Annotated in this window: 20 protein-coding genes and 1 pseudogene; 10 read left to right on the forward strand and 11 right to left on the reverse strand. The window is 57.2% G+C overall.

What is annotated here, in order from left to right; all coding sequences use genetic code 11:
* Window positions 1-454: 454 nt before the first annotated feature.
* The 3 genes from ACY8D3_RS20355 (at window position 455) to ACY8D3_RS20365 (ending at window position 6,418) form a co-directional block, all read left to right on the forward strand.
* Complete coding sequence (locus ACY8D3_RS20355) at window positions 455-3,439, forward strand: N-6 DNA methylase (protein WP_462380653.1); 2,985 nt, start codon at window positions 455-457, stop codon at window positions 3,437-3,439.
* A complete protein-coding gene (locus ACY8D3_RS20360; protein ID WP_462380654.1) occupies window positions 3,436-4,176 on the forward strand; it encodes a hypothetical protein in 741 nt (246 codons plus the stop codon). The genes ACY8D3_RS20355 and ACY8D3_RS20360 overlap by 4 nt, the downstream gene beginning before the upstream one ends.
* 760 nt (window positions 4,177-4,936) lie before the next feature.
* Window positions 4,937-6,418 carry a P-loop ATPase, Sll1717 family gene (locus ACY8D3_RS20365; RefSeq protein ID WP_462380655.1) on the forward strand — a complete coding sequence of 494 codons (1,482 nt, stop codon included), beginning with the start codon at window positions 4,937-4,939 and terminating at the stop codon, window positions 6,416-6,418.
* A 515-nt stretch (window positions 6,419-6,933) separates the two neighbouring features.
* Here ACY8D3_RS20365 and ACY8D3_RS20370 read toward each other — a convergent pair.
* From ACY8D3_RS20370 to ACY8D3_RS20385, 4 genes and pseudogenes are all read right to left on the reverse strand, one after another.
* A complete protein-coding gene (locus ACY8D3_RS20370; RefSeq protein WP_462380656.1) occupies window positions 6,934-8,727 on the reverse strand; it encodes a hypothetical protein in 1,794 nt (597 codons plus the stop codon).
* Window positions 8,728-8,848: 121 nt separating this feature from the next.
* Window positions 8,849-9,694: pseudogene (locus ACY8D3_RS20375) on the reverse strand (YifB family Mg chelatase-like AAA ATPase); the annotation flags it as partial.
* A 344-nt stretch (window positions 9,695-10,038) separates the two neighbouring features.
* Window positions 10,039-10,185, reverse strand: a complete 147-nt coding sequence (locus ACY8D3_RS20380; protein WP_462380657.1) for a hypothetical protein — start codon at window positions 10,183-10,185, stop codon at window positions 10,039-10,041.
* Window positions 10,186-10,548: 363 nt separating this feature from the next.
* Window positions 10,549-10,821 carry an accessory factor UbiK family protein gene (locus ACY8D3_RS20385; protein WP_462384471.1) on the reverse strand — a complete coding sequence of 91 codons (273 nt, stop codon included), beginning with the start codon at window positions 10,819-10,821 and terminating at the stop codon, window positions 10,549-10,551.
* 382 nt (window positions 10,822-11,203) lie between these two features.
* Here ACY8D3_RS20385 and glnK point away from each other — a divergent pair, with 382 nt between their 5' ends.
* From glnK to sutA, 5 genes are all read left to right on the forward strand, one after another.
* Entirely contained in the window at window positions 11,204-11,542 is a 339-nt protein-coding gene (gene glnK / locus ACY8D3_RS20390; RefSeq protein WP_165664257.1) for a P-II family nitrogen regulator, read from the forward strand.
* A 31-nt stretch (window positions 11,543-11,573) separates the two neighbouring features.
* Complete coding sequence (locus tag ACY8D3_RS20395; protein ID WP_462380658.1) at window positions 11,574-12,893, forward strand: ammonium transporter; 1,320 nt, start codon at window positions 11,574-11,576, stop codon at window positions 12,891-12,893.
* Window positions 12,894-12,987: 94 nt separating this feature from the next.
* Window positions 12,988-14,241: an ammonium transporter gene (locus tag ACY8D3_RS20400; protein WP_462380659.1), complete on the forward strand. Its 1,254-nt coding sequence runs from the start codon at window positions 12,988-12,990 to the stop codon at window positions 14,239-14,241.
* A 226-nt stretch (window positions 14,242-14,467) separates the two neighbouring features.
* The gene (locus ACY8D3_RS20405; RefSeq protein WP_462380661.1) at window positions 14,468-14,893 is read left to right on the forward strand and encodes a secondary thiamine-phosphate synthase enzyme YjbQ; all 426 of its coding nucleotides are present in this window, start codon (window positions 14,468-14,470) and stop codon (window positions 14,891-14,893) included.
* A 61-nt stretch (window positions 14,894-14,954) separates the two neighbouring features.
* Window positions 14,955-15,272, forward strand: coding sequence for a transcriptional regulator SutA (gene sutA, locus ACY8D3_RS20410; RefSeq protein ID WP_462380662.1), 318 nt, complete (start codon window positions 14,955-14,957; stop codon window positions 15,270-15,272).
* Between the two features lie 231 nt (window positions 15,273-15,503).
* Here the strand turns inward: sutA and ACY8D3_RS20415 are convergent, their stop codons facing one another.
* The 6 genes from ACY8D3_RS20415 to lptM are packed head-to-tail and all read right to left on the reverse strand — an operon-like array spanning window position 15,504 to window position 20,049.
* The gene (locus ACY8D3_RS20415; RefSeq protein ID WP_462380663.1) at window positions 15,504-16,196 is read right to left on the reverse strand and encodes an HAD family hydrolase; all 693 of its coding nucleotides are present in this window, start codon (window positions 16,194-16,196) and stop codon (window positions 15,504-15,506) included.
* The gene (gene xerC, locus ACY8D3_RS20420; protein WP_462380664.1) at window positions 16,193-17,104 is read right to left on the reverse strand and encodes a tyrosine recombinase XerC; all 912 of its coding nucleotides are present in this window, start codon (window positions 17,102-17,104) and stop codon (window positions 16,193-16,195) included. The genes ACY8D3_RS20415 and xerC overlap by 4 nt, the downstream gene beginning before the upstream one ends.
* 29 nt (window positions 17,105-17,133) lie before the next feature.
* Entirely contained in the window at window positions 17,134-17,817 is a 684-nt protein-coding gene (locus ACY8D3_RS20425; RefSeq protein ID WP_462380665.1) for a DUF484 family protein, read from the reverse strand.
* Window positions 17,814-18,644 (reverse strand): diaminopimelate epimerase, encoded by an 831-nt coding sequence (gene dapF / locus ACY8D3_RS20430; RefSeq protein ID WP_462380666.1) that lies wholly within the window; start codon window positions 18,642-18,644, stop codon window positions 17,814-17,816. The genes ACY8D3_RS20425 and dapF overlap by 4 nt, the downstream gene beginning before the upstream one ends.
* Before the next feature lie 9 nt (window positions 18,645-18,653).
* A complete protein-coding gene (lysA, locus tag ACY8D3_RS20435) occupies window positions 18,654-19,901 on the reverse strand; it encodes a diaminopimelate decarboxylase (protein ID WP_462380667.1) in 1,248 nt (415 codons plus the stop codon).
* A gap of 13 nt (window positions 19,902-19,914) precedes the next feature.
* Complete coding sequence (lptM, locus tag ACY8D3_RS20440; RefSeq protein ID WP_462380668.1) at window positions 19,915-20,049, reverse strand: LPS translocon maturation chaperone LptM; 135 nt, start codon at window positions 20,047-20,049, stop codon at window positions 19,915-19,917.
* Window positions 20,050-20,230: 181 nt separating this feature from the next.
* Here lptM and cyaY point away from each other — a divergent pair, with 181 nt between their 5' ends.
* The gene (gene cyaY / locus ACY8D3_RS20445; protein ID WP_462380669.1) at window positions 20,231-20,563 is read left to right on the forward strand and encodes an iron donor protein CyaY; all 333 of its coding nucleotides are present in this window, start codon (window positions 20,231-20,233) and stop codon (window positions 20,561-20,563) included.
* A gap of 230 nt (window positions 20,564-20,793) precedes the next feature.
* Window positions 20,794-21,201, forward strand: a complete 408-nt coding sequence (gene rnk / locus ACY8D3_RS20450; protein WP_462380670.1) for a nucleoside diphosphate kinase regulator — start codon at window positions 20,794-20,796, stop codon at window positions 21,199-21,201.
* 31 nt (window positions 21,202-21,232) lie between these two features.
* On the opposite strand, the gene ACY8D3_RS20455 is transcribed toward rnk, so the two are convergent.
* Window positions 21,233-21,502, reverse strand: coding sequence for a hypothetical protein (locus ACY8D3_RS20455; protein WP_462380671.1), 270 nt, complete (start codon window positions 21,500-21,502; stop codon window positions 21,233-21,235).
* Window positions 21,503-21,593 lie beyond the last annotated feature (91 nt).

Consider the following 21,593-nt stretch of genomic DNA (forward strand, 5'->3'; position numbering starts at 1 on the left):
TTCGTGAAGCTCGGATGTGAGCCAACTTCCTTTTTCCTGCCCTGATGACCTCCCCATGAGAATAGGCCGCCCTTCACCTACCAGAAGCCAATGGAGATTCACGGGTTTCCCACGGGACCTTGACCAGCTTGCCAACGATGCCAACCGATCCAAGTCGAGCCCGCAACGCCCAGCCATAGCAGAGCGCAATGTTGAACCATCTTGATAGCCGAGCGCTTTAGCAACCTCCGACAACGAGGCCTTGACCTCCACCTCAATGAGCCTACGGAGACGCTCACCAAATGCACGCCGGTATGCTTCATCCCTAGGGCCTCTGCTCATTTTGATCCAATAACTCACTACATTATCAGTTGGTATATTATCCTCAAGGCGTGGATAATATACCAATAAAATAAACCTGTCGTTCTTAGATTCAATAGGTTAGGATTGACTTCAAAACTGGAGCTAAGCATTCGTGGATGCAACTCTCACCGCCAAAGGCGTTGCAGCTGCCCTGAGTGTGCCCGAGGACAGCGTACTTGAACTCCGGCCGACTGCTCTGTCCCCCCAGCATTTAGACTTTGTTGGCTTGGTTCGAGCCGGCGAGCAAAATCAGCTCGTTCCCGACGCAGTGGTACTGCATGAAGGCCAACCCTTCATCTACGTCCTTGATTACAAAGATACTCGGGGCATTTCCGAGGCTAAGCTACAGAGCAGTATGCGGCTCCTGGGGCTTCGCGCTGATGCACCCTATGTAGCGGTCGTCAGGCCAGGGGCTGTCCAAGTCTATGCCCTCGCAAACATTCGAGATGACCGAGCTCCCGTATTAGAAGCCGATCAGCTGGAACCTGGCATTCTCGCCCGCCTGATCGTAGGTGCCGTTCCGCTTAGAGCGACACGAGAGATCAACTGCGGGGCGCATGAGCTCATGCTCGCGCTACTCAATGCGGTCACCGACCATCTTGTTCGCAACAGGCGTGTCAATCCGGCCGAGGCCCTGGCCTTGGTTGGTCGCGCACTTTTCATGCGTTTTTTGGGCGATCGAGAGATTGTGCCTTCGACCAACCCGTTCCCGGGCGTGACGAACATCCAAGAGTGCTTCAGTACTCCAACTGCCGCCGCAGCGACTTGTCACTGGCTGGACACAACCTTTAATGGAGACCTGTTAGAGCTCCCTGACAAGGGGTCTACCGGATATTTCCAAAACCTCAATGCGAACTCGGAAGCGACGGCATTAAGCGACCTTACCGCAATCATGCGCGGAGACCGCCCTCTGGGTGAAGGCGTTTACCAAACTCAGTTTTCGTGGGGCGACCTTCACTTCTCCTACCTGCCAGTTGGACTTCTTAGCCAGGTCTATGAGGTATTCGCCCATCGTTTCGACAAGCGATCTGCGAAAGGGAACAGTGTCTACTACACACCCAGGCACCTGGCCGAATATCTAGTAGATCACTCGTTTCAGCTGCTTGGGGCAAAAGCACATAGAGCACGCATTTTGGATCCCGCTTCCGGCGGCGGAGTTTTCTTGCTGGCCGCATTCCGACGCCTAGTCAAGGCTCGATGGCAAGCCACAGGTATTAAGCCGACCACCAGAGTTATCCGAGATATTCTCAACACTCAGTTAGTAGGGTTCGATATTAACCCTGCAGCCCGGCAGTTGACCGCACTGGCACTCTATCTGACTGCGCTAGAGCTCGATTCGGACGCCCCAAAACTGAAGGATCTTGTGTTCACCCCCCTGCAGGACACAGTACTGATTCCCGCAGAGCAGTGGGATGAGCAGCAGCCCGTCGAGCTTGGCAGTCTCTCCCCGGCGGCGATTACGCAATATAACGAACAGTTCGATCTGGTCATCGGGAATCCGCCTTGGACTGCGACTAAAAACCCTGAGCGCCGACAAGCGTTGAGTAACCTTGTTGCAGAACACATGAGCCACCACGGACTGGAACCTGTTGCGAACCCGGACGGAGTGCCCGATCTACCATTCGTTTGGGCAGCGACTCGCTTCGCGAAACCTGATGCAGTTCTGGCCTTCGCACTACATGGCCGATTGCTCACCAAGATTTCCCCCATTGGGCATGCCGCACGCACTCGACTCTTTCAAGGAGTGGAGGTGAACTACATCTTGAATGGCATGGAGCTGCGTAACACGCCAGTGTGGCCCAGCATGACCGCCCACTTCTGCCTACTGATTGCACATAACAGACGAGCAACTAAACAAAGCGAATTCTTCGCCGTCACTCCTGTTGAGGATCGGAGCCTCAACCGCGAAGGGCGTGTTCGCATCGATAGCAAGGATGCGTGGACATCAGATGTCGCAATGGTAGAGAAAACCAGCTACCTGTTTAAAGCGCTCGCCAAGGGCAACGCACTGGATGTCGAACTGCTGGAGCGCATTGGTGAGCTCAATTTCAAACGCCTGGACAGCTATCTGCAAGAGCTTCGGATCCCCGCCACTCATGGCTATCAAACCCAGCAGGCGGACTCTGATGGCGTCGACGCTGACTTTCTTCGAGGCATGTACAACATGCCGAAGCCGCAGGAAGCCACATGGCGTGTAGCCCCTGTAAAGGATTTTGAAAGCCTAACCTTCAACAGGGTGCATCGCACCCGAGAACGTAAAAACTACGAAGCCCCTCTGGTACTACTCAGAGAGTCGCCAAGCTCAAAAGCAAACTGCCCTATGGCAATACTTGCATTTGAGGACGTCGCTTACAGCCGATCGTTTATCGGATATAGCTGCAAAGAAGCGCCTGAACCTGAATTGCTGGCAACATATCTGAGTGTGATATTCAATAGCAAACTATTCTTGTACTTTACCTTGATGACTAGCAGCAAGATAGGTTGTGAAAGAAGCACTCTACAGAAAGCCGAAGCAGAGATTTTTCCAGTCTGCCCAATTAGCGATTTATCATTAGATTTAAAACGCCAGCTTATAAATATATATTCGGTAGTCTTAACTGGCGGCCGGGGACTTGAAGAGTTAAGCGAAGATTTTATCCAGAAACTCTATCGTCTTCGTGTTGCTGATCGAAATCTGATCAGCGATCGACTTGCATTTGCGCTACCTTATAAGGCGGTTCGCACCAATGCAATGAAGACCGCTGACGTTAAAACCGTCAAGGCCTTTCAAGAGACACTAATGTCTGCATTGACGCCCTTTGATATGAGCGATACGCCGTTGACGGTGCAGAGTTTCTCGCAAAGCTCTCTTTCCCCTTGGCACTTTCTCCGATTAGGGCCTGAGTTAAATGATGGCGTACCTAGCGATAAATACATGATGGCAACAATTGGGCTCGGCGACCTCTTAGATGCATCTCTCGTCGAAATAACTTATAAGGACTCTCTTTACGTCGGCATATTGAATCAGCGCAGGTATTGGACATGTACGTCTGCTCGAACACTCGCGCTAGACCTCATAAAACGTGGCCATCCAGTACTCAGTAGAGGGTTCCAATGACTGCTCTCGTTGGAAATCCATTGCCGCACATAAGCAACCAGTCAGGCTATCCGGTACCACTTCCACCGAACATTGTTCGGGTTGTTGCGCGTGCGATCAAATACGCATGGAATGAGATCAGCGCCGACCCAGCCACACACCTCGTAAGTGTTACTCCAGGGGCCCCGGAAGAAGACGTATATACCGATGCAATTTGCAACATGCTTCTTCAGATGTTGGACATGGTGCATCCTGCTGTCCCAGGCTTCACTAGCGAGACGTTCCAGACAGTTTCCCGCGGCGAAAATATTTCCAACTACAATGGTAAGCAGCTTAATAAGCAACCCGATTTGGTAATTCGCCTAGCCAATAGCCCGCTTTCATTCACCCGCCGACTTGTGGGGATCTTCATCGAAAGCAAGGTCGTGTGTATGTCTAAGCCTATTGATCTTTACACGACCAAGGGATTGTCTCGCTTCATTGAGGGCCACTATGGGTGGACGATGCAGGCGGGGATGATGCTCGCATACCAGAAGCCTAAACACCGTTCAATTTCATGCCTCGAAGAACAACTTGATAAAGAAGCTGCTTTATCCAGCGTAGCAATCGCTGGAAAGCACTTAGACATGCGAGCCGTGTATGCGCCAATCACAGCAGCTAGTTCACATAAGCGATCTTGGCAATATGTCGGAGGTGGGTCTCCTGGAGACATCCGTATTTGGCATATGTGGGACCTGTTCACACCCAGTACCCCATGACAGACTAAAAAATCTAGATCAACTAAAACTCTAACTTCAGGCCGAGCCGACTCAGAAGCTATGGTGAGAAGCCGAAATAGCCTACCGAGCGAACGTTCTACCTACTGACCTGCAGGGCGTTTACAGCAGGACGCATTCGACCGCTCAGGGTTCGCGACGTTGAATAGGGATTGGTGAACGCTTGAGAATTTCGAGCAGCACGAGCACTGGAGGATGTGCTGGGAGAGCAGAAAAAACTAACCCCCTGGTGCGCAGTGCGAGAAAAATCTCGCCCGAGGCGTGGGGGGTTACTCTTGCTGCCAAGCCTAATGGTGAAGGGCTATGCCGTCAACCTCACTGCACACCGGCGGTCAGGTATACGGAACATCGCTTGCTGCTCACTGCTTTGCCGTGGACGAGGCTGGGTGAGGTGAAAATGCGGGTGCATTGCCTTGGAGAGCGGCACGATCTTGCATGAGTGAGTATTGGCATCGACACTGCCTCGCACTCAAAATCGACACCAAACAGCGCCCGCTCTTGGCCGAGACAGGCGCTGGTGGCAGGCAGCTAACTGCCAGAAGCGGACAGTGATCCCAATAAATAAATCTGTCCTTTTTGCCGTTGGTGGCGTGCTATCTCATAGCTACAGCTGGATCAGATTGCACCAACACAAAGGCTTCGTGCCGCCGGCGGTTGCGGAGTAAAATCAATTTTCGACCCCTACACCAGTTCCTCGCAACGCTCACATCTAAAACCACGAGTACCGTAGGATTCATTGCGCATGGCCAACCTTGATCATCTTGATACTTTTTTCTTCGGTGGAGAGGCGGAAGCCGAGGCCGATATCCGGAATGATATTTTCGTCGAGCCGGGTGCAATTGATGATCTTCTAAGCTTCCGCCGATCCAGATACAAGGTTTTGATTGCCCCGAAAGGAGTGGGGAAAACAATCTTACTGTCGGTACTGAATGAGTCGATACTGGAGCATGACCAGATTTCGATGCTGTTGACGCCACGCGATCTGGATTGCAAGGATATATTCGATAAAGATGCGATCGCGGACCGAATAAGCTGTTCATATAGACAGTTATTACTCGCCGCCGCAAGCCATGTTGGATCCTTGAGTAAGGATGTTGCCATCTCAGATGCTGTTGTTAATTTGCAGGCGCTGAGTGTTGAACAGGGGCTTACGCGTCCTGATCTGATTTCCAGGGTTGCTAATTTCTTAACAGCTGTTACACCCAAAGGAAAAGATATTGCTGAGGCTGCAAGGGGGATCCAGCGTCTAAATAAGTCGGTGGGTATTCTTAAAAGTGATGTGCAGTCAGTGCTAGCGCGAAATAAGAACAAGCTCTGGCTTCTGATCGATGATATCGATCTTGCCGCCGTGGATGACGGCGGTAAGTACGACTATTCGGCGTGCTGGGCGATTATAAGTGCGGCAATGGATTTGGCTAACGATTTTGACGGGGTGCGATGCATGATCTCCGTCCGCTCTGACATTTGGCATGTGATGACTAAAGTAAAGCGATTGGGCTCAGAGCGGCTTGATAAGATCAAGAAGAATACAGTGGTTCTCTCCTTTAATGAGGACGAGCTACGAAGCATGTTTATTCGTCGAGTCGAGCTGGCGAGCCAAGCAGCAGGAGCAAAAACTATCGAGATGGATATGTTCTTCGCTGATCGGTGGCTAGTATTACCTGGCGTCCAGGAGGAGAGAAGGACATGGGATCAGTGGATTGCAAAAAATTCTCGGGACAAACCTAGGGATATGGTCCAGCTAGTTCAGTCTCTCATTGAAGAAGCGCGACGAGAAAAGTCCGAAAAAATTGGCGACTCTCATGCGCACAAAATCGTCTTGGAGTATTCAAAGGATTTAGTGGGAAATATATCTGCTGAATATCAGCAAATCTGTCCTCAAATTGAAGGGTTAATGAGGTTTGTTTCTCGAAAAACATTATTTGATTTTGAAGAGATTGTTGATTTACTAAAGAGGTCGCCATCAGCTCAAAGTATTGAGATTGACGGAATTAGAATGAAGGCGAATGACAAAGGAAGTGCGATGAAATTGCTTGCCATATTGCATATGGCAAATTTCATAAATCCTAGGGTGCAGAATGGCGCACGCTATGACCACTTGTCGTTCTCGGATTTTCCAGATTTCGTAAGCGAAGAAAATTGGAACGAGATGCAAAAGGCACAGTGGGAAATACATCCGGCCTTCCATGCGTTCGTCAATGATACAAAGTCGAGTCGACGATAGTTTTTTTGAGCCACCCTCCCTCGAGGCGGGGGAGGATGAGAGGAGCTTCTCAATTAATTTTCAGCGACAGAAAGGGTGCAGTTTTTATTGGACCCACTGTCCGCTTGTGGCCGATTCTGTTGAAAAAGTATCGTCGCGGTTTTTGCCCATGAAAAAGCGTTAGCGGTGTTGAAATCTGGTTCGCTCAGAAGACGGAACTGTCTTGGTTTTTACGTAGCAACGCCAAAGTCGAGCGATTTTTGAGCTCCCGAACAACAGCTCTTTCAGAATCCGACTTTTTCAACAGAATCGGCCGGTAGCGGTCGTCCATGAGAGGAGGCACCAGCACGAGCGAACGGCACGATCTCGTCTTGCTCTGCTGTGAATCACAAGATCGGCTCTATGGCCTTGATGGTCCGTGCTGTTTCAACGGTTGATCAATCAAATTGGCGGTGTACACGAATCAGTGGTGGGGATGCGAGTAAGCGTCGGGGGGGGCGGATGGCTGGCGATCCGGGAGCAGCCCGAGCTCGGGGTTAAGATAAGGGAACATTCACTTTTCCCAGTGCGTTACGCACGGCGGCTTCGCCTGCGACTTCTTCACTTTTGGTTCGCGAGTGGGAGAATGACATGCAGTTTTCAATTTGCTTACCTTCGAGAGGCTGCACAATCCCTTTCAAATAACGAATTGATTCTAGGGTAGCTGTTAGCCATTTCTTGAACTCATCCATATTGGGAGGAATACAAACCAATCCTTTGAAGTTCTCCTCGGATTCCTTGGGCGCGCCACTCGCATCTTTCTTCATTCTCGGTCGCCGCTGAATTTCCAAAATACATACCCATTTATCTCGAAATATTAAGCGGGCCACTAGGATTCCGCGGACTTTTCTGCTGACGGTGTCAGAGTAAAGCCAGTTACGAATAGTGGTGCTGACCTCTTCTTCTTTATCGAATTCGGTCAGCCCAATAAGCTGGGGCTCTGGATCGTTTTTGAACCCGCCCTCCCATGTAAACCACTGAACCTTTTCAATTTTATCTGGATGCTTTTTTTGCAGGAACAACATGGCGTTCCAGACGTCTCGTAAGGTTCCTTGCGACTCAAGCACTGGCTTGGCGTGAATTGACGCATAGCCGACACCTTTTCCATCCCCGGACGGCTCTCCACCAGAGTATTTGTCGGCACAGGTTCCCTGCTGTTTAGCTCCTGCCTTGCTTTCCGCTTTTTCGCGGCGGCGGTCGATAATCAAACGCTTCTCGCCAAGCTCTTCAAAATCATCGTCTTCAATCTCGATAGAGGCGGCGCTATGGTCCGGCTCTTCATCGCTAGTGAGGTCAACAATTTCCGGGGATTTGATTAGCTGCCGCTCAGGAGTGCCTGCCCATGCCTCGCGAGCGCCTGGGTCGGCACCTTCGTTTACACGGTTGGAGTTTTCTCGATCTCTAACGATCAGTGCCCCCTGAGGGTTGGAGCATCCATTTACTTGCAGAGCGAGGAAAGATTTGCCGTTGTTGAAGCGGATACCGGAGACCTTTAACTCTGCATGCCCTTGGAACCACGGGGCCACTTTAATGAACGCGGGCAATCTACCCCTAGGATCATGCTCTGCTTCTATCTGTGCATAGATGCTTTTCGCTGCGGATCGTGTATAGGGGTCGTACTTAGCGTGAGCAAGAAAAACGATATCGCCATTGACCATTCGGCTGCGTAGTTTCACCTTCCATTGCCCAGGTTCTTCTGGCTCACCAAGTGGTGCGTAAAGTCTGCTGTTATGGATGTCTGTTGGTTCGCACCAAGGATAGGTAGCTAGTACGCGTTTTAACTCTGCTGACCGGCCATAGCATCGGGTGAAGAATTCGATGCATGGAATCAGTAATTTCCCTCCTGACTGAAGATCAAATTCGATCATCCAGTTCTTGTCTCTTTCATATTGCAAAGGATGAATTTCAGAAGGGTATGGCGGCGCATTGCCTTGTAGCAGGGCCTCATTGAACGAGACCACTCGCCAAGTGTTTCTGCTGATCATCACGTCGAACTTATCGACTTCGAAGATAGCTTCGGACTGGCATTTCTGATCTTTCCAGATACTGCCGATGCGAACTTGGCCAAGTTCAGTAATAGGGATGCGGCGAGGAATGATCTCGTCCCCTAGGCCCTCAGGCCCTATTTCTCTGAACGCGACGAGGGCATGGGGCTGAGAGTTAGCAACCGGATTTTTGTAGATGCCGCAATACCACCACGCGATCATCGCGTGGTCGCTTATTCCTAGGTCGCTTTCGAGTCGGATAACCCGACTCAATGGCTTAATCGGTTGCTCGAGCCTGATGGGCATCGTTCTTCATCCTCAAAACAGCAACGCCACGATGGCTGCCTGATCGTGGCGCTGATTCTGAGTCTTTTTCGTGCTTGTCGCAGATTATTTCGCTGTGTCGCATTAATTCCCGTAAGTCACAGCCGCCGCCCACCAGCGCCGGGCCCGACGCGCTGTGGTGAGGATGGCGAAAGGGGCGCTGTGGCCACGCCTTCAGAGGAACATGGCTAGCCACCGACTGAATGGCCGCTACTTCCATGGCTTCACGTTCATCCAGGGGCGGTAATAGACCCGGCAGGCGGCTCGCGAGCAACGTCTTGCCGGTCCCCGGCGGCCCGCTCAGCAGGAGATTATGCCGGCCGGCTGCTGCAACGAGCAGCGCGCGCTTGGCCGCCAGTTGGCCCTGGACGTCGGCAAGGTCCGGGTAGGGTGGCGATTGCCGAAGCAGGCCGTTGGCCTCATAAGGCGCGATGGGCGTATGGCCATTGAAATGCGCGGCTAGCTCCAGCAAGTGGCCTGCTGCGTACACTTGAAGCCCGCTGGCGAGACAGGCTTCCTCGGCGTTTTCCTGTGGCACGATCAGAGCGCGGCCCGCATCACGCGCAGCCAGCGCAGCAGGCAGTACACCCTGTACCGGCCTGATTGCCCCTGAGAGCGCAAGTTCGCCAAGACATTCGATTGATTGCAGGGCTTCAGAAGGGATCTGGCCGCTGGCTGCCAGCAGCCCCAGCGCGATGGCGATGTCGAACCGACCGCCGTCCTTGGGCAGGTCCGCTGGCGCCAGATTCAAGGTTATGCGACGGCTGGGGAATTCGAAGCCGGAGCTCTGGATCGCGCTTCGTACGCGATCCTTGCTTTCCTTCACGGCCGTTTCAGGCAACCCGACGAGGGTCAGGGAGGGTAGCCCATTCGCGAGATGAGCCTCGACCGTTACGGACGGCGCTTCGACGCCGACCTGAGCACGGCTGTGGATAACAGCGAGAGACATGAGATCGCTCCTTGATCACGCGCCCCGCAGTCTCGGTCGCGGGGCGGCTCGGGTGCCTTTACGGCTTGGGCTTCCAGTGCCAGGAGTTTGCGCTCCGGCGCATCAATGTGCGCTCGAACAGGTTCCAGAACGCGTATTCGGGTGCAGCTCCGTGGCCCATGGTTCCACACCTCCGAACCTCAAAGCCTCACGCGCACCCTGCGCAATGCCCTGCTGCAGGCTTGTCGTAGTAAAGGCATCCACGCGGCCAGGACATGCTGCGTTTGGCATCGCTGAAGCAGCGCACGAATAGGCCATGGCTATTCATGCCGGCAGGGGAGGGTGAGCGGTCGTCTAGTTAAACGTCATGGTCGTTCAGCCGTTTCGAGTTCGATGAGCAAGCTTTGAGGGCCATGCATGTTCAGGTTGAGCCGAAGGTCAGCAGTGCGGTGGATATCTTTATGAACGACCTGAAGATCCTGCTGGGTGCAGGGCAGGATGTAACGCGGCATGCCGCTGGCGCCGCGGCCTGTAAGCTGTCTTCTCGCGGCTTCGGGCGAGGCGACGGACGAGCCAGCGACAGCCAGATTATCCGCAACGTTAAACGGGAGCAGCCGCTAAACGCTGAGCTTCGGCCATGCTATTCCCGCTTTTGCACGCGCACGGGCGCGCTCCCGCTACGCCTGGCCTGGGTGGCGGCAGCGTGCAAACTCACGTGTCGCGGTACTTTGGACGTCCGGCAATAAGGGGAATGCTTGCCGCTAGGCAATGCGCGGGCCTAACGAGCTCGGCCCACCTATGCCTGTCATGCACCGGATCTGGCGGTGGGGCGCCGGCCAAGCGCAGTCAGCTGGCGCCTTTTCTCGAGTCTGATATCAGCTGCGGGGCACTTCAGGTGCCTTAGCGGTCTGTGCCTCCAGCGCCTCCAGTTTGCGCTCAAGCGCTTCCAGCCGTGTGCGAGTGCGCTCCAGAACGACCATCTGGGTATCGAATTCCTCACGGCTGACCAGATCGAGACGACTGAACGCGCTCTGCAGCAGCATCTTGAGCTGGGATTCCACTTCTCCACGCGGCAGGGAAGGGGCCTCGGTCAGTAGGCGCGATACCTGGGCATTGACCGTTTCGAACAAAGACTTGGGAGGCAGCATGAGCAGTTCCGTCATTCAGGTTTGTCGGCATGGTAGCACGCTCGCTATAGCCGATCTGGCGACATGACTGCACCGATCTGGTGCTCCCATCTCAATGGATGTGATCGCTAATGGTGCGCCCGCACCGCTTGATTGATTGGGAATCCTGATCGCTATCCACGCGACGAGGCGCGCGCGTTGGTTTCAGAATATATGGCAAGGATTCTGCTTAGGAGAGGTCAGAAGGACGCCAGCGCCGCTGGCGTTCCGCGAAGCGGGGGCGCTTCGCTGTGGCAGCTGGTTCTTCGATGCCTTGGGGCTCGAGCGTTACAAAGCCAGACACTGCGCTTAGACTTGATCCGGGTTCGTGTCCTGGGCGAGTCCACCTTCACGGGAGATCGTTATGAAATTAGTCACTGCCATCATCAAGCCATTCAAGCTCGACGATGTCCGCGAATCCTTGTCCGAGATCGGTGTTCAAGGCATCACCGTTACCGAGGTCAAGGGTTTCGGCCGTCAGAAAGGGCACACCGAGCTCTATCGTGGCGCAGAGTACGTTGTCGACTTCCTTCCGAAGGTCAAGATCGACGTCGCAATTGCTGACGACCAGCTTGATCGCGTTATCGAGGCGATCACCAAGGCCGCCAACACCGGCAAGATCGGTGACGGCAAAATTTTCGTAGTCAGTCTGGAACAGGCTATCCGTATCCGTACCGGCGAAACCGGCACAGACGCGATCTAAGCTTTTCTACCCCGCCCAGGAGCACTTTCTCATGACTCTGCGAAATTTCGCGGGGCTAGGAGCCCTTGCGTCTCTTTTTTGCCCAGGCATTGCCCTGGCGCAGGAAGAGGCGACTCTCAACAGTGGCGACACTGCCTGGATGCTGGTATCGACGGCACTGGTGCTGTTCATGACCATTCCAGGTCTGGCGCTGTTCTACGGCGGCATGGTCCGCTCCAAGAACATCCTCTCGGTCATGATGCAATGCTTCGCTGTCACAGGGCTTATCAGCATCCTCTGGATGGTCTACGGCTACAGCCTGGCGTTCGACACGACAGGTATGGAAGCCGGCGTGTTGAACCTCAATTCCTTCATCGGTGGGTTCTCCAACGCCTTTCTCGTCAATGTCACCAAGGAAAGCCTGACCGAGGCATTTCCCGAAAGCGTATTCGTCACGTTCCAGATGACCTTTGCGATCATCACGCCTGCGCTCATCGTGGGCGCGTTCGCCGAGCGAATGAAGTTCTCGGCCATGCTGATCTTCACAGGCGTCTGGTTCACTCTCGTCTACATTCCGATTGCCCACATGGTCTGGAGCGGCGACGGTGCCCTGATGTGGGACTGGGGGGTGCTCGACTTCGCCGGTGGCACCGTGGTGCACATCAATGCCGGTATTGCAGGCCTGGTCGCATGCCTGATGATCGGCAAGCGCAAGGGCTTCCCGACGACGCCCATGGCACCGCACAACCTCGGCTACACCCTGATGGGCGCGGCCATGCTGTGGGTAGGCTGGTTCGGTTTCAATGCGGGCTCTGCGGTAGCTGCAGACCAGACGGCCGGCATGGCGATGCTGGTGACGCAGATTGCGACGGCGGCTGCAGCGCTGGCGTGGATGTTCGCGGAATGGGTGGCACACGGTAAGCCAAGTGCATTGGGCATCGCGTCTGGTGTCGTGGCAGGCCTGGTAGCCATCACGCCAGCCGCCGGTACGGTTGGCCCGGCAGGCGCCATGGCGATCGGTATTGCCTCTGGCGTCATCTGCTTCTTCTGCGCCACCAGCCTCAAACGCAAGCTGCAGTATGACGATGCGCTGGACGTGTTTGGCGTCCATGCGGTTGGTGGCATCGTGGGCGCGATCCTGACAGGCGCCTTTGCATCGCCTGCCCTGGGCGGTTTCGGCGAAGTTGAAAGCATCGCAACGCAGCTGTGGATTCAGTTCGAAAGCGTTGCCTTCACGATCACCTACACGGTTGTGCTGACCTACATCATTCTGAAGGTGATCGACCTGGTCCTCGGGCTGCGTGTCACCGAAGAAGAAGAAACGGTGGGCCTGGACCTGGCCCTGCACAACGAGCGCGGCTACAACCTGTAAGCCGCCTGTCACCGAAAACGAGGGAAATGCGCCCGGCGCTGCCGGGTGCATTCACTGATGGCGTCCGCAATGGACGCGACAGCAAGAGGTGAATATGGAAACTGCAGCAGTCATTCCCGTTCAGTACGGGCTGGATACCCTTTACTTCGTTGTTTGTGGCGCGCTGGTCATGTGGATGGCCGCAGGCTTCGCCATGCTTGAGGCCGGTCTCGTCCGCGCCAAGAACACGACCGAGATCCTGACCAAAAACATCGTGCTGTTCGCCATTGCGTCGGTCATGTATCTGTTGGTCGGCTACTACATCATGTATTCGAGCCCCGCAGGGGGCATCCTCCCAAGCCTGGGCTTCCTGATCGGTGATGAGCACACTGCGGATGCAGTCATGGCCGGTGGCGACGATGCGCCGTACTACTCGGCGCGTGCCGATTTCTTCTTCCAGATCGTCTTTGCCGCGACCTGCATGTCGGTTGTCTCGGGTGCGGTCGCCGAGCGGATGAAGCTTTGGGCATTCATCGCGTTCGCCGTGGTAATGGTTGGCTTCATCTACCCGGTGCAGGGCTACTGGAAATGGGGCAGCGGCTTCCTGGACAAGGCCGGGTTCATCGATTTCGCCGGCTCCGGCATCGTGCACATGGCTGGCGCTACCGCTGCACTGGCGGGCGTGCTGCTCCTGGGTGCCCGTAAAGGCAAGTACGGCCCCAACGGACAGGTGAATGCAATCCCGGGTGCAAACCTGCCGCTGGCAACACTGGGTACGTTGATTCTCTGGATGGGCTGGTTCGGCTTCAACGGCGGCTCGCAGCTGCGTATCAGCACGCTCGATGACGCCAACGCGGTCGCGCAGGTGTTCACCAATACCAACATGGCAGCCGCTGGCGGCCTGTTAGGTTCGCTGATCGTGGCGCGCATCCTGTTCGGCAAGGCGGATCTCACCATGGTATTGAACGGCGCTTTGGCTGGGCTGGTTGCGATCACTGCCGAGCCACTGACGCCAAGTGCGCTGCAGGCCACCCTGATTGGTGCAGTCGGTGGCGTCCTGGTCGTGTTCAGCATTCTCGCGCTCGACAAGCTCCGTATCGATGACCCCGTCGGCGCCATCTCGGTTCATGGTGTTTGCGGTATCTGGGGCCTGCTGGCCGTCTGCCTGACCAACCCGGACGCGACGCTCGGTGCGCAGCTGCTGGGTATCGTCTGTATCTTCGGCTGGGTTTTCGTCATGAGCCTGATCGTCTGGGGCATCCTCAAGGCGACAATGGGGCTGCGCGTCAGCGAGGAAGAAGAATACGACGGCGTGGACGTGGCCGAGTGCGGCATGGAAGCGTATCCAGAGTTCACGCGCAAATCCTGACTGAGTCCCTGTTGCCACAAACGCCCCGACTCGTCGGGGCGTTTGCGTTTCAGTTAGTCCGGATTCGCGACGTGTATTCAAGCGGTCGTTTGGCTGTTCGAGGGAACGCTTGCAAGACGCCAATGGTCGGTTCTGTCGCGGCTTGTATTCGCTGTAAAGCCCACTAGAATGCGCTCGCCGAGACGCGATCAAGCACTTTTGGTTCGATAATTGGAACTGACGAATCATGTGGCGACAGACCCTGATCCAATTGGCCCCGAAGCCACGAGGATTCCACCTCATCACGGATGAGGTGCTCGAGCGGCTGCCGGAACTGCGCCGATATCGGATCGGTCTTTTGCATCTCTGGCTTCAGCATACTTCGGCATCCCTGACCATCAATGAAAATGCCGACCCTTCGGTGCGGCGCGATTTCGCACGTTTCTTCGATGGATTGGCGCCGGATGGCGAGCCGGGTTATGAACACGACTACGAAGGTCCGGACGACCTGCCAGCGCACTTCAAGTCCAGTCTGCTGGGCTGCAGTGTGACCCTGCCAATCGCTGAGGGGCGACTGGCAATGGGCGCCTGGCAAGGGCTGTACCTGGGAGAGCACCGTGACCATGGGGGGAGCCGGAAGGTGATGGCCACCCTGCAGGGTGAGGCCGACTGAGGCCAGCGAACCTGATCTGGAACACAACATAACTTGCATGGCAAAAGATGTGAGGTAGAGCATGAGCGACGAAGAACTCGAACAAGACGATCTGGAAAACGGTGAGGAAGAGGATGAAGGCCTGGGTGCGGCTGATGCCGATGAAAGCGATGCCGGCGACGACAGCGAGCAGGCTCCTGCCCCCAGCGGCAAGAAAGCCAAGGCGGTAGAGCCTGAGGAGCTGCCATCCGTTGAGGCCAAGCAGCGCGAGCGCGATGCACTGGCGAAGGCGATGGAAGAGTTCCTGTCGCGGGGTGGTCGGGTCCAGGAGATCGAACCCAACGTCGTCTCTGACCCGCCCAAGAAGCCTGACGGCAAGTACGGCAGCCGCCCTATCTGATCGCATCACTTCTGGCGCCCATTGGTTGAAAGCATTAGCCAAGGGCGTTGTGATTTCGGTCCGTCACTGGTCGCCGTGTTCGCACGGTTCGTGACGGGCCGATGCCGATGTTATCGGTAAACGGTCCGATCGATTGCGACGTGTTGGCGGGTTCTTAAGCGATCTGCCAACGCGCCTTCGGTGTTTTCTTTTGTAGACTTTGCACTTCTGAAGGCGGGCCCGCCGCCGCCACTACCAGTTGTCGAGAACCTCAGGCAGTTCGGCAAGGCTGCAAATCTCGCGGTCGGGCGCCTTGGTGCCTGCCCATGGCTTGCCCATTGGATTGAACCAGACCGTAGCGATGGATGCTGCCTGCGCGCCAGCCACATCATCCAGCGGGTTGTCGCCGACATGCACCGCCTTTTCAGCCGTGACACCCGCGCGACGCAATGCTTCCTCGAATGGCCTCGGGTCCGGTTTTCCTACGCCGACATCTTCAGCACTCAGTGCGAATTCGAAGTAGTCAGCCAGTCCAAGCCGGCGGATGTCGGCATTGCCGTTCGTGAGGACGGCGAGGCGGTAGCGGTTCGCCAGCTGCTCCAGCGCGGGTTGTGCTTCCGGAAAGAGCTCGATTTCATGACGCGCGGCGAGGAAGACCTCGAAACCTGTTTCAGCTAGCGACTGCGCTTCGCCGGCCGGGTAGCCTGCATCGGTCAACGCATGGCGCAGTACCCGACGACGTAATTCACTGATGCGATGCCGCAGTGCCGGTTCGTCCTCGACCAGGCGTGTGCGGATAGCCCCAAGATGTTCAACGGGCATGTCGCCCAATCGGGGCGCCTCCCTGGCCAGCCATTCGCGTAACGCGGCTTCCGCATTGAGGATGACGGGAGCGACCTCCCAGAGGGTGTCGTCCAGATCGAAGGTGATCAGCTCGATTGTCATTCTTCCGTACCTGTTGGCGTAGCGGGTTTGCGGCGGGCCCGCGGGTGTGCGGCGTCATAGACGCTGGCAAGGTGCTGGAAGTCCAGGTGCGTGTAGATCTGCGTCGTGGAGATGTCGGCGTGGCCGAGTAGCTCCTGCACGCCGCGTAGATCCTGGGACGACTCCAGCAGATGGCTGGCGAAACTGTGGCGAAGCATGTGCGGATGTAGATGTTGCCCTAGTTCGCGTACACCGGCCTGCCGTAGCCGCAACTGGACGGCACGAGCCCCGAGGCGTGTGCCCTTCCGGGTAATGAAAAGTGCACCGCCCGATGGGTTGGCCAGCGTGCGCAGCGGTAACCACGCGTCGATTGCTTCGCGTGCCTTTCGGCCTACGGGAACGATGCGGTCCCGGCCGCCTTTGCCCTTGACCCTGACCAGGCCTTCACTCGCGTCGAGCTGGTCCAGATCCAGGCCTACGAGCTCTGACAGACGCAGTCCAGAGGAGTAAAGCAGCTCGAGCATCGCCTGGTCACGGCGGGCAAGAAAGTCGTCTTCGACCCCGCCATCAAGCAGCTGCTTGGCGAGGTCGACATCCAGCACCTTGGGCAGGCGCTTCTCGCTACGCGGTGGGCGCAGCCCGGCGGTGGGATCGTGTTCGCAAAGGCGTTGGTGGACGAGATAACGGTACAGACCGCGAGCGGCCGACAGCAGGCGTCCGATGCTGCGACCCGAGAGGCCCTGATGGTGAAGCTTTGCCATCAGATGGCGCAGGTCGGGTGCGCTGACTTCTGCCCAACGGGTGCGCCCTACGCTGTCGCACAACGTACGCAGCTTTTCCAGGTCTCGCGTATAGGCGCTTAGCGTATGGGGCGAACATTGGCGCTCGTGCCGCAGGTGACTGAGATAACGGTCGATGTCTGCCTGCACGAAGCGCCTCCTGTGACGGGTCAGGGTGTCTAGCGAACCGAGCGCAACGGTGTGGCGAAACCCGGCAATACGCGCACCATGACGTCGGCGATATAACTGAGGAATAGCGTGCCGACCGAGCTCTTGTAGTGCTGGGGGTCACTGCTACCGATGGCCAGCAGGCCATGATGATTGAGGGTTACCAGTGCCGTCGAGCCGACCTTGCTGCCTTCGTCGCCAAACAGGAAGTTCAGCTCATGGGGGCGCAGCGCGCCGCAGACCGTCTTGCCACCGGCGAGCAGGCTGCCGATAGCATGCTGGGCCTCGGCCTGGGTGACCGTGCGCCCGACGGGGTGTGGCGTTTCGCTGTACAGAATGAGACTGACGAAGGGCACCTTGAAGCCATGGCGCAGGCTGTCTTCCACGCTGCTGACCACTTCCTCGAGGGTCGATGCATCGAGCAGGTCCAGTACAAGGCGGCGGGTCTTGTCGAACAGCCGGTCGTTGTCGCGTGCGACATCCATCAGTTCGGACAGGCGATGGCGCATCTCGATATTGCGCTCGCGGAGCAGCTTGACCTGGCGCTCTACCAGCGAGACCGTCGTGCCCATCTGGTGGGGAATGCGCAGCTCCGGGATCAGTTCTTCATTATCGACGAAAAACTCCGGATGCTGACGCAGGTACTCGGCAACGGCAGTGGCGTCGAGTGTGGAAGGGGTCGTTGTCTCGGTCATAAGCGGATCTGGCCTTCGTACACGCGTGCGGCAGGGCCGGTCATCATAACGGGCTTGCCGGGGCCTGCCCACTCGATGGTCAGGCGGCCGCCATTGAGTTCCAGTTGGACAGGCGAATCCATCCAGCCCTGGCTGATCGCGGCCACGGCTGCTGCACATGCACCCGTTCCGCAGGCTTGCGTCTCGCCGGCACCACGTTCCCAAACGCGCAGGCGCCCTCGCTTGCGATCCAGTACCTGCAGGAATCCCGCATTGACGCGCTGCGGGAAGCGAGGATGGTTTTCAACCTTTGGACCGAGCTCGCGAACGGGCGCCTGCTCGGCATCCGGTACGCGGATGACGGCATGGGGATTACCCATCGACAGTGCGCAGATCTCGAGCGTTTGTTCATCGACATCCAGCGCGTAGACGGACGCCTGTTCCGGTGCCTCGAATGGGATCTGCTCGGGCGCGAAGCGCGGAGGGCCCATATCAACGGTGACCTGGCCGTCCTGGCGCGTCTGCAGTTCGATGATGCCGCTCTTGGTCTGGACGCGTATTACTCGCTTGGCAGTGAGGCGCTTGTCCAGGACGAACCGAGCAAAGCAGCGAGCTCCGTTGCCACACTGTTCCACTTCCGATCCGTCTGCATTGAAGATCCGGTAGCGGAAGTCGACGTCCGGGTCGCTTGGGGCCTCGACGATGAGAAGCTGGTCGAAGCCCACACCCGTGTGACGATCGCTCCACTGGCGAACGTGCTTGGGTTGGATATGCGCGTGCTGGCTGACGAGGTCCAGGACCATGAAGTCATTGCCCAGCCCGTGCATCTTGGTGAAGCGCAGTAGCATGGGAAGACCTCAGGCCGGCAGCAGGCTTTCACCCGCGTACAATTCCTCGAGCGTTTCACGGCGACGGACTTCGAACGCTTGCTCCCCGTCCACCATGACCTCGGCGGCACGGCCGCGGGTGTTGTAGTTGGAGCTCATGACGAAGCCGTAGGCACCGGCGGAGCGCACGGCCAACAGGTCGCCTTCGGCCAGCGACAACTCGCGCTCCTTTGCCAGGAAGTCGCCCGTTTCGCAGATCGGGCCCACCAGATCGTACGAGCGGGATTTGCCCTCGCGCGGGGTGACCGGCACCACGTCCATCCACGCCTGATACAGAGCGGGGCGGATGAGGTCGTTCATGGCCGCATCGATGATGGCGAAATCCTTGTGCTCGGTGTGCTTGAGATATTCCACCTGCGTGAGCAGCAGGCCGGCATTGGCCACCAGGTAGCGCCCGGGTTCGAACACCAGGGTGAGCGCACGGCCTTCGATGCGCTTGCGCACCGCTGCAATGTAGTCTGCGGCTGGCGGGGGCGTTTCATCCTTGTAGCGCACACCCAGCCCACCACCGAGATCCAGGTGGCGAATCACGATGCCGCGCTCGGCCAGGCGGTCAACCAGCGCCAGCAGGCGGTCGAGGGCATCTAGGAATGGCGGCAGTGTGGTCAGCTGCGAACCGATGTGGCAGTCCACGCCGATGATCTCAAGATTCGGCAGTTCGGAGGCGCGCGCGTACACCGATTCGGCGTCCGCGATATCGATTCCGAACTTGTTTTCCTTGAGCCCGGTGGAAATGTAGGGGTGTGTGCCCGCGTCCACGTCCGGGTTGACGCGCAGGGAGATGGGCGCCTTGACACCCATCTGCTCGGCAACCTCCTGCAAGCGCTCAAGCTCGGCGGCGGACTCCACGTTAAAGCAGTGGACGCCCGCTTCCAGTGCGCGGCGCATGTCATCACGGGACTTGCCTACGCCTGAAAAAACAACCTTCGCCGGATCGCCGCCAGCCGCGATGACGCGCTCGAGCTCACCCGCCGAAACGATGTCAAAGCCGGAGCCCAGGCGAGCGAGCACATTCAGAACGCCCAGGTTCGAGTTGGCCTTGACCGCATAGCAGACAAGATGAGGCACGCCTGCGAGCGCATCGGCGTAGCTCGCATACTGCGCTTCGATATGCTGGCGGGAGTAAACGTAGGTGGGGGTGCCAAAGCGGTCCGCGATCGCGGACAACGCGACGCCTTCCGCGAAGAGCGTGCCGTCGCGGTAGTCAAAAGCTTCCATGGTGCGCTCCTCGTTATAGTTCGAACCGGTCTTTGCTGTTGCCGGCCTTGTTGTCGTCCGGAAGATACAATGGGCCCTTTTGGCCACATCCGGCGAGAGCGCCGCAAAGAACGGCGAGAGCGAGGAAGGGAAGCAGGACGCGCTTCATGAAGGAATCCTTTGTCATAAGCATGATTGCGACCGAGTATACCGACGCCCTGTCCCCTTGCCTATTCGGCAAAGGCCCGTACGGCGGGCGTTGCGGCAGACGGATGCGGCGCCAGATGGGCGCTTTGGAATTTCGTCAGAAAAGCAGATCCACCATTCCCATTGCCTTGGAGTACCACACGATGACCCTTACTGAAGCCCAGTTTCACGCCTTGGTCGACGAGGTCCAGACCCGCGTCGAAGACGTCTTCGACGATGCCGATTCCGATGTCGATCTCGAGAATGCGGGTGGCGTCCTCACGGTTCGCTTCGAGAACCGCAGCCAACTGATCCTGAGCCGCCAACCGCCATTGCGGCAGCTCTGGGTGGCAGCACGTTCGGGTGGGTTCCACTTTGACTATGACGCCGATGCCGGCGGCTGGGTGTGCCAGGGTAGTGGCGAACTGCTGGGTACGTTGCTGAGTCGTGTCGCAGAGGAGCAGGGTGGCGAGGCACTGAATTTTTCCGGGATCTGATCGCCCGATCAGCGGTCGACGACCGCGGCTCCTTGCTTATTTGATGTGCTGTGTTACGGTCCGGGAGTCGGCTATGGTCGACCCTGACACCGTAAACGTGACCCCGCTTCTTGCGAACGGCAGCTTCTCGCCTGCATCGCCCGCCGGACCCGATCCGTGCGCCGCAGGCATGCCGATTCCGTGAGCGGGGTTTTTGCTTTTCCGAACTAGCCAAGGAGCGTGTTCTCGTCATGACTACCGCACCCGCCATTACCGTTACCCGCCTGGACCTGAAACGCCTGGAGAATCTGCTCGACAGCCTGGAGGACTTTGGCCCTGCCGCCGAAGCGCTCGATGAAGAGCTGGCGCGGGCCAATGTGGTAGCGCCGGAAGAAGTACCGCCAAAGGTGGTGACCATGAATTCACGAGTGCATTGCCGTGAGGAAAGCAGTGGGAAGGACTACCACCTGACGCTCGTCTATCCGCAGGACGCGCGAACCGACGGCAACGTCTCCGTGCTGGCCCCGATGGGCAGCGCCTTGCTTGGGCTCTCGGTCGGTCAGCGCATCGATTGGCCCACGCCGGCCGGGAAGCAGATCAAGCTGACCTTGCTGGATGTCGAGTACCAGCCTGAGGCCGCGGGCGACTTCAATCGTTGAGATGACCCTGCGCCGGCCGCAGGGTCGGCGCTCAGGCGTCTTCTTCGGGCAACTCCGGCAGCGCGCGCAGCGCCAACTCGTAGCGCTCACCATCGAAGGCTCGGTTGTCGGCCATCATGGCTCGAATTTCCCAGGCCAGCACGAGCGCCATCATCTGCAGGATGTCCTCGCGTTCGTATCCCACCAGGCTCAGCTTGTTGTAAACCGCCTGCGTCGCGGGCGGTTCCCCGCTTTCGAGCTGGTTCTCGATCGCCTGGATCAGTTGTGTTTCGGCAAATGCTTCATCGTCTTCTTCGTGCACGGTTCGCTCCTCCAACGGAGTAAACAGTCTGCCACGCCGGTCGTATGCTTGGCCAAGCCCAGCGCCAGTTCGAAGCGCAGGGCGCTGTTCG

The organism is Pseudomonas sp. Marseille-QA0892 (assembly GCF_054950135.1).

Bases quoted from the DNA above. Each gene is read 5' to 3' on its own strand.
- lysA (WP_462380667.1), bottom strand. From the start codon at position 19,901: ATGGAAGCTTTTGACTACCGCGACGGCACGCTCTTCGCGGAAGGCGTC.
- dapF (WP_462380666.1), bottom strand. From the start codon at position 18,644: ATGCTACTGCGCTTCACCAAGATGCACGGGCTGGGCAATGACTTCATG.
- ACY8D3_RS20385 (WP_462384471.1), bottom strand. From the start codon at position 10,821: ATGCTGCCTCCCAAGTCTTTGTTCGAAACGGTCAATGCCCAGGTATCG.
- rnk (WP_462380670.1), top strand. From the start codon at position 20,794: ATGACTACCGCACCCGCCATTACCGTTACCCGCCTGGACCTGAAACGC.
- ACY8D3_RS20370 (WP_462380656.1), bottom strand. From the start codon at position 8,727: ATGCCCATCAGGCTCGAGCAACCGATTAAGCCATTGAGTCGGGTTATC.
- ACY8D3_RS20400 (WP_462380659.1), top strand. From the start codon at position 12,988: ATGGAAACTGCAGCAGTCATTCCCGTTCAGTACGGGCTGGATACCCTT.
- ACY8D3_RS20365 (WP_462380655.1), top strand. From the start codon at position 4,937: ATGGCCAACCTTGATCATCTTGATACTTTTTTCTTCGGTGGAGAGGCG.
- ACY8D3_RS20425 (WP_462380665.1), bottom strand. From the start codon at position 17,817: ATGACCGAGACAACGACCCCTTCCACACTCGACGCCACTGCCGTTGCC.
- ACY8D3_RS20395 (WP_462380658.1), top strand. From the start codon at position 11,574: ATGACTCTGCGAAATTTCGCGGGGCTAGGAGCCCTTGCGTCTCTTTTT.
- ACY8D3_RS20360 (WP_462380654.1), top strand. From the start codon at position 3,436: ATGACTGCTCTCGTTGGAAATCCATTGCCGCACATAAGCAACCAGTCA.
- cyaY (WP_462380669.1), top strand. From the start codon at position 20,231: ATGACCCTTACTGAAGCCCAGTTTCACGCCTTGGTCGACGAGGTCCAG.
- ACY8D3_RS20415 (WP_462380663.1), bottom strand. From the start codon at position 16,196: ATGACAATCGAGCTGATCACCTTCGATCTGGACGACACCCTCTGGGAG.
- ACY8D3_RS20380 (WP_462380657.1), bottom strand. From the start codon at position 10,185: ATGCCGCGTTACATCCTGCCCTGCACCCAGCAGGATCTTCAGGTCGTT.
- sutA (WP_462380662.1), top strand. From the start codon at position 14,955: ATGAGCGACGAAGAACTCGAACAAGACGATCTGGAAAACGGTGAGGAA.
- ACY8D3_RS20405 (WP_462380661.1), top strand. From the start codon at position 14,468: ATGTGGCGACAGACCCTGATCCAATTGGCCCCGAAGCCACGAGGATTC.
- glnK (WP_165664257.1), top strand. From the start codon at position 11,204: ATGAAATTAGTCACTGCCATCATCAAGCCATTCAAGCTCGACGATGTC.
- lptM (WP_462380668.1), bottom strand. From the start codon at position 20,049: ATGAAGCGCGTCCTGCTTCCCTTCCTCGCTCTCGCCGTTCTTTGCGGC.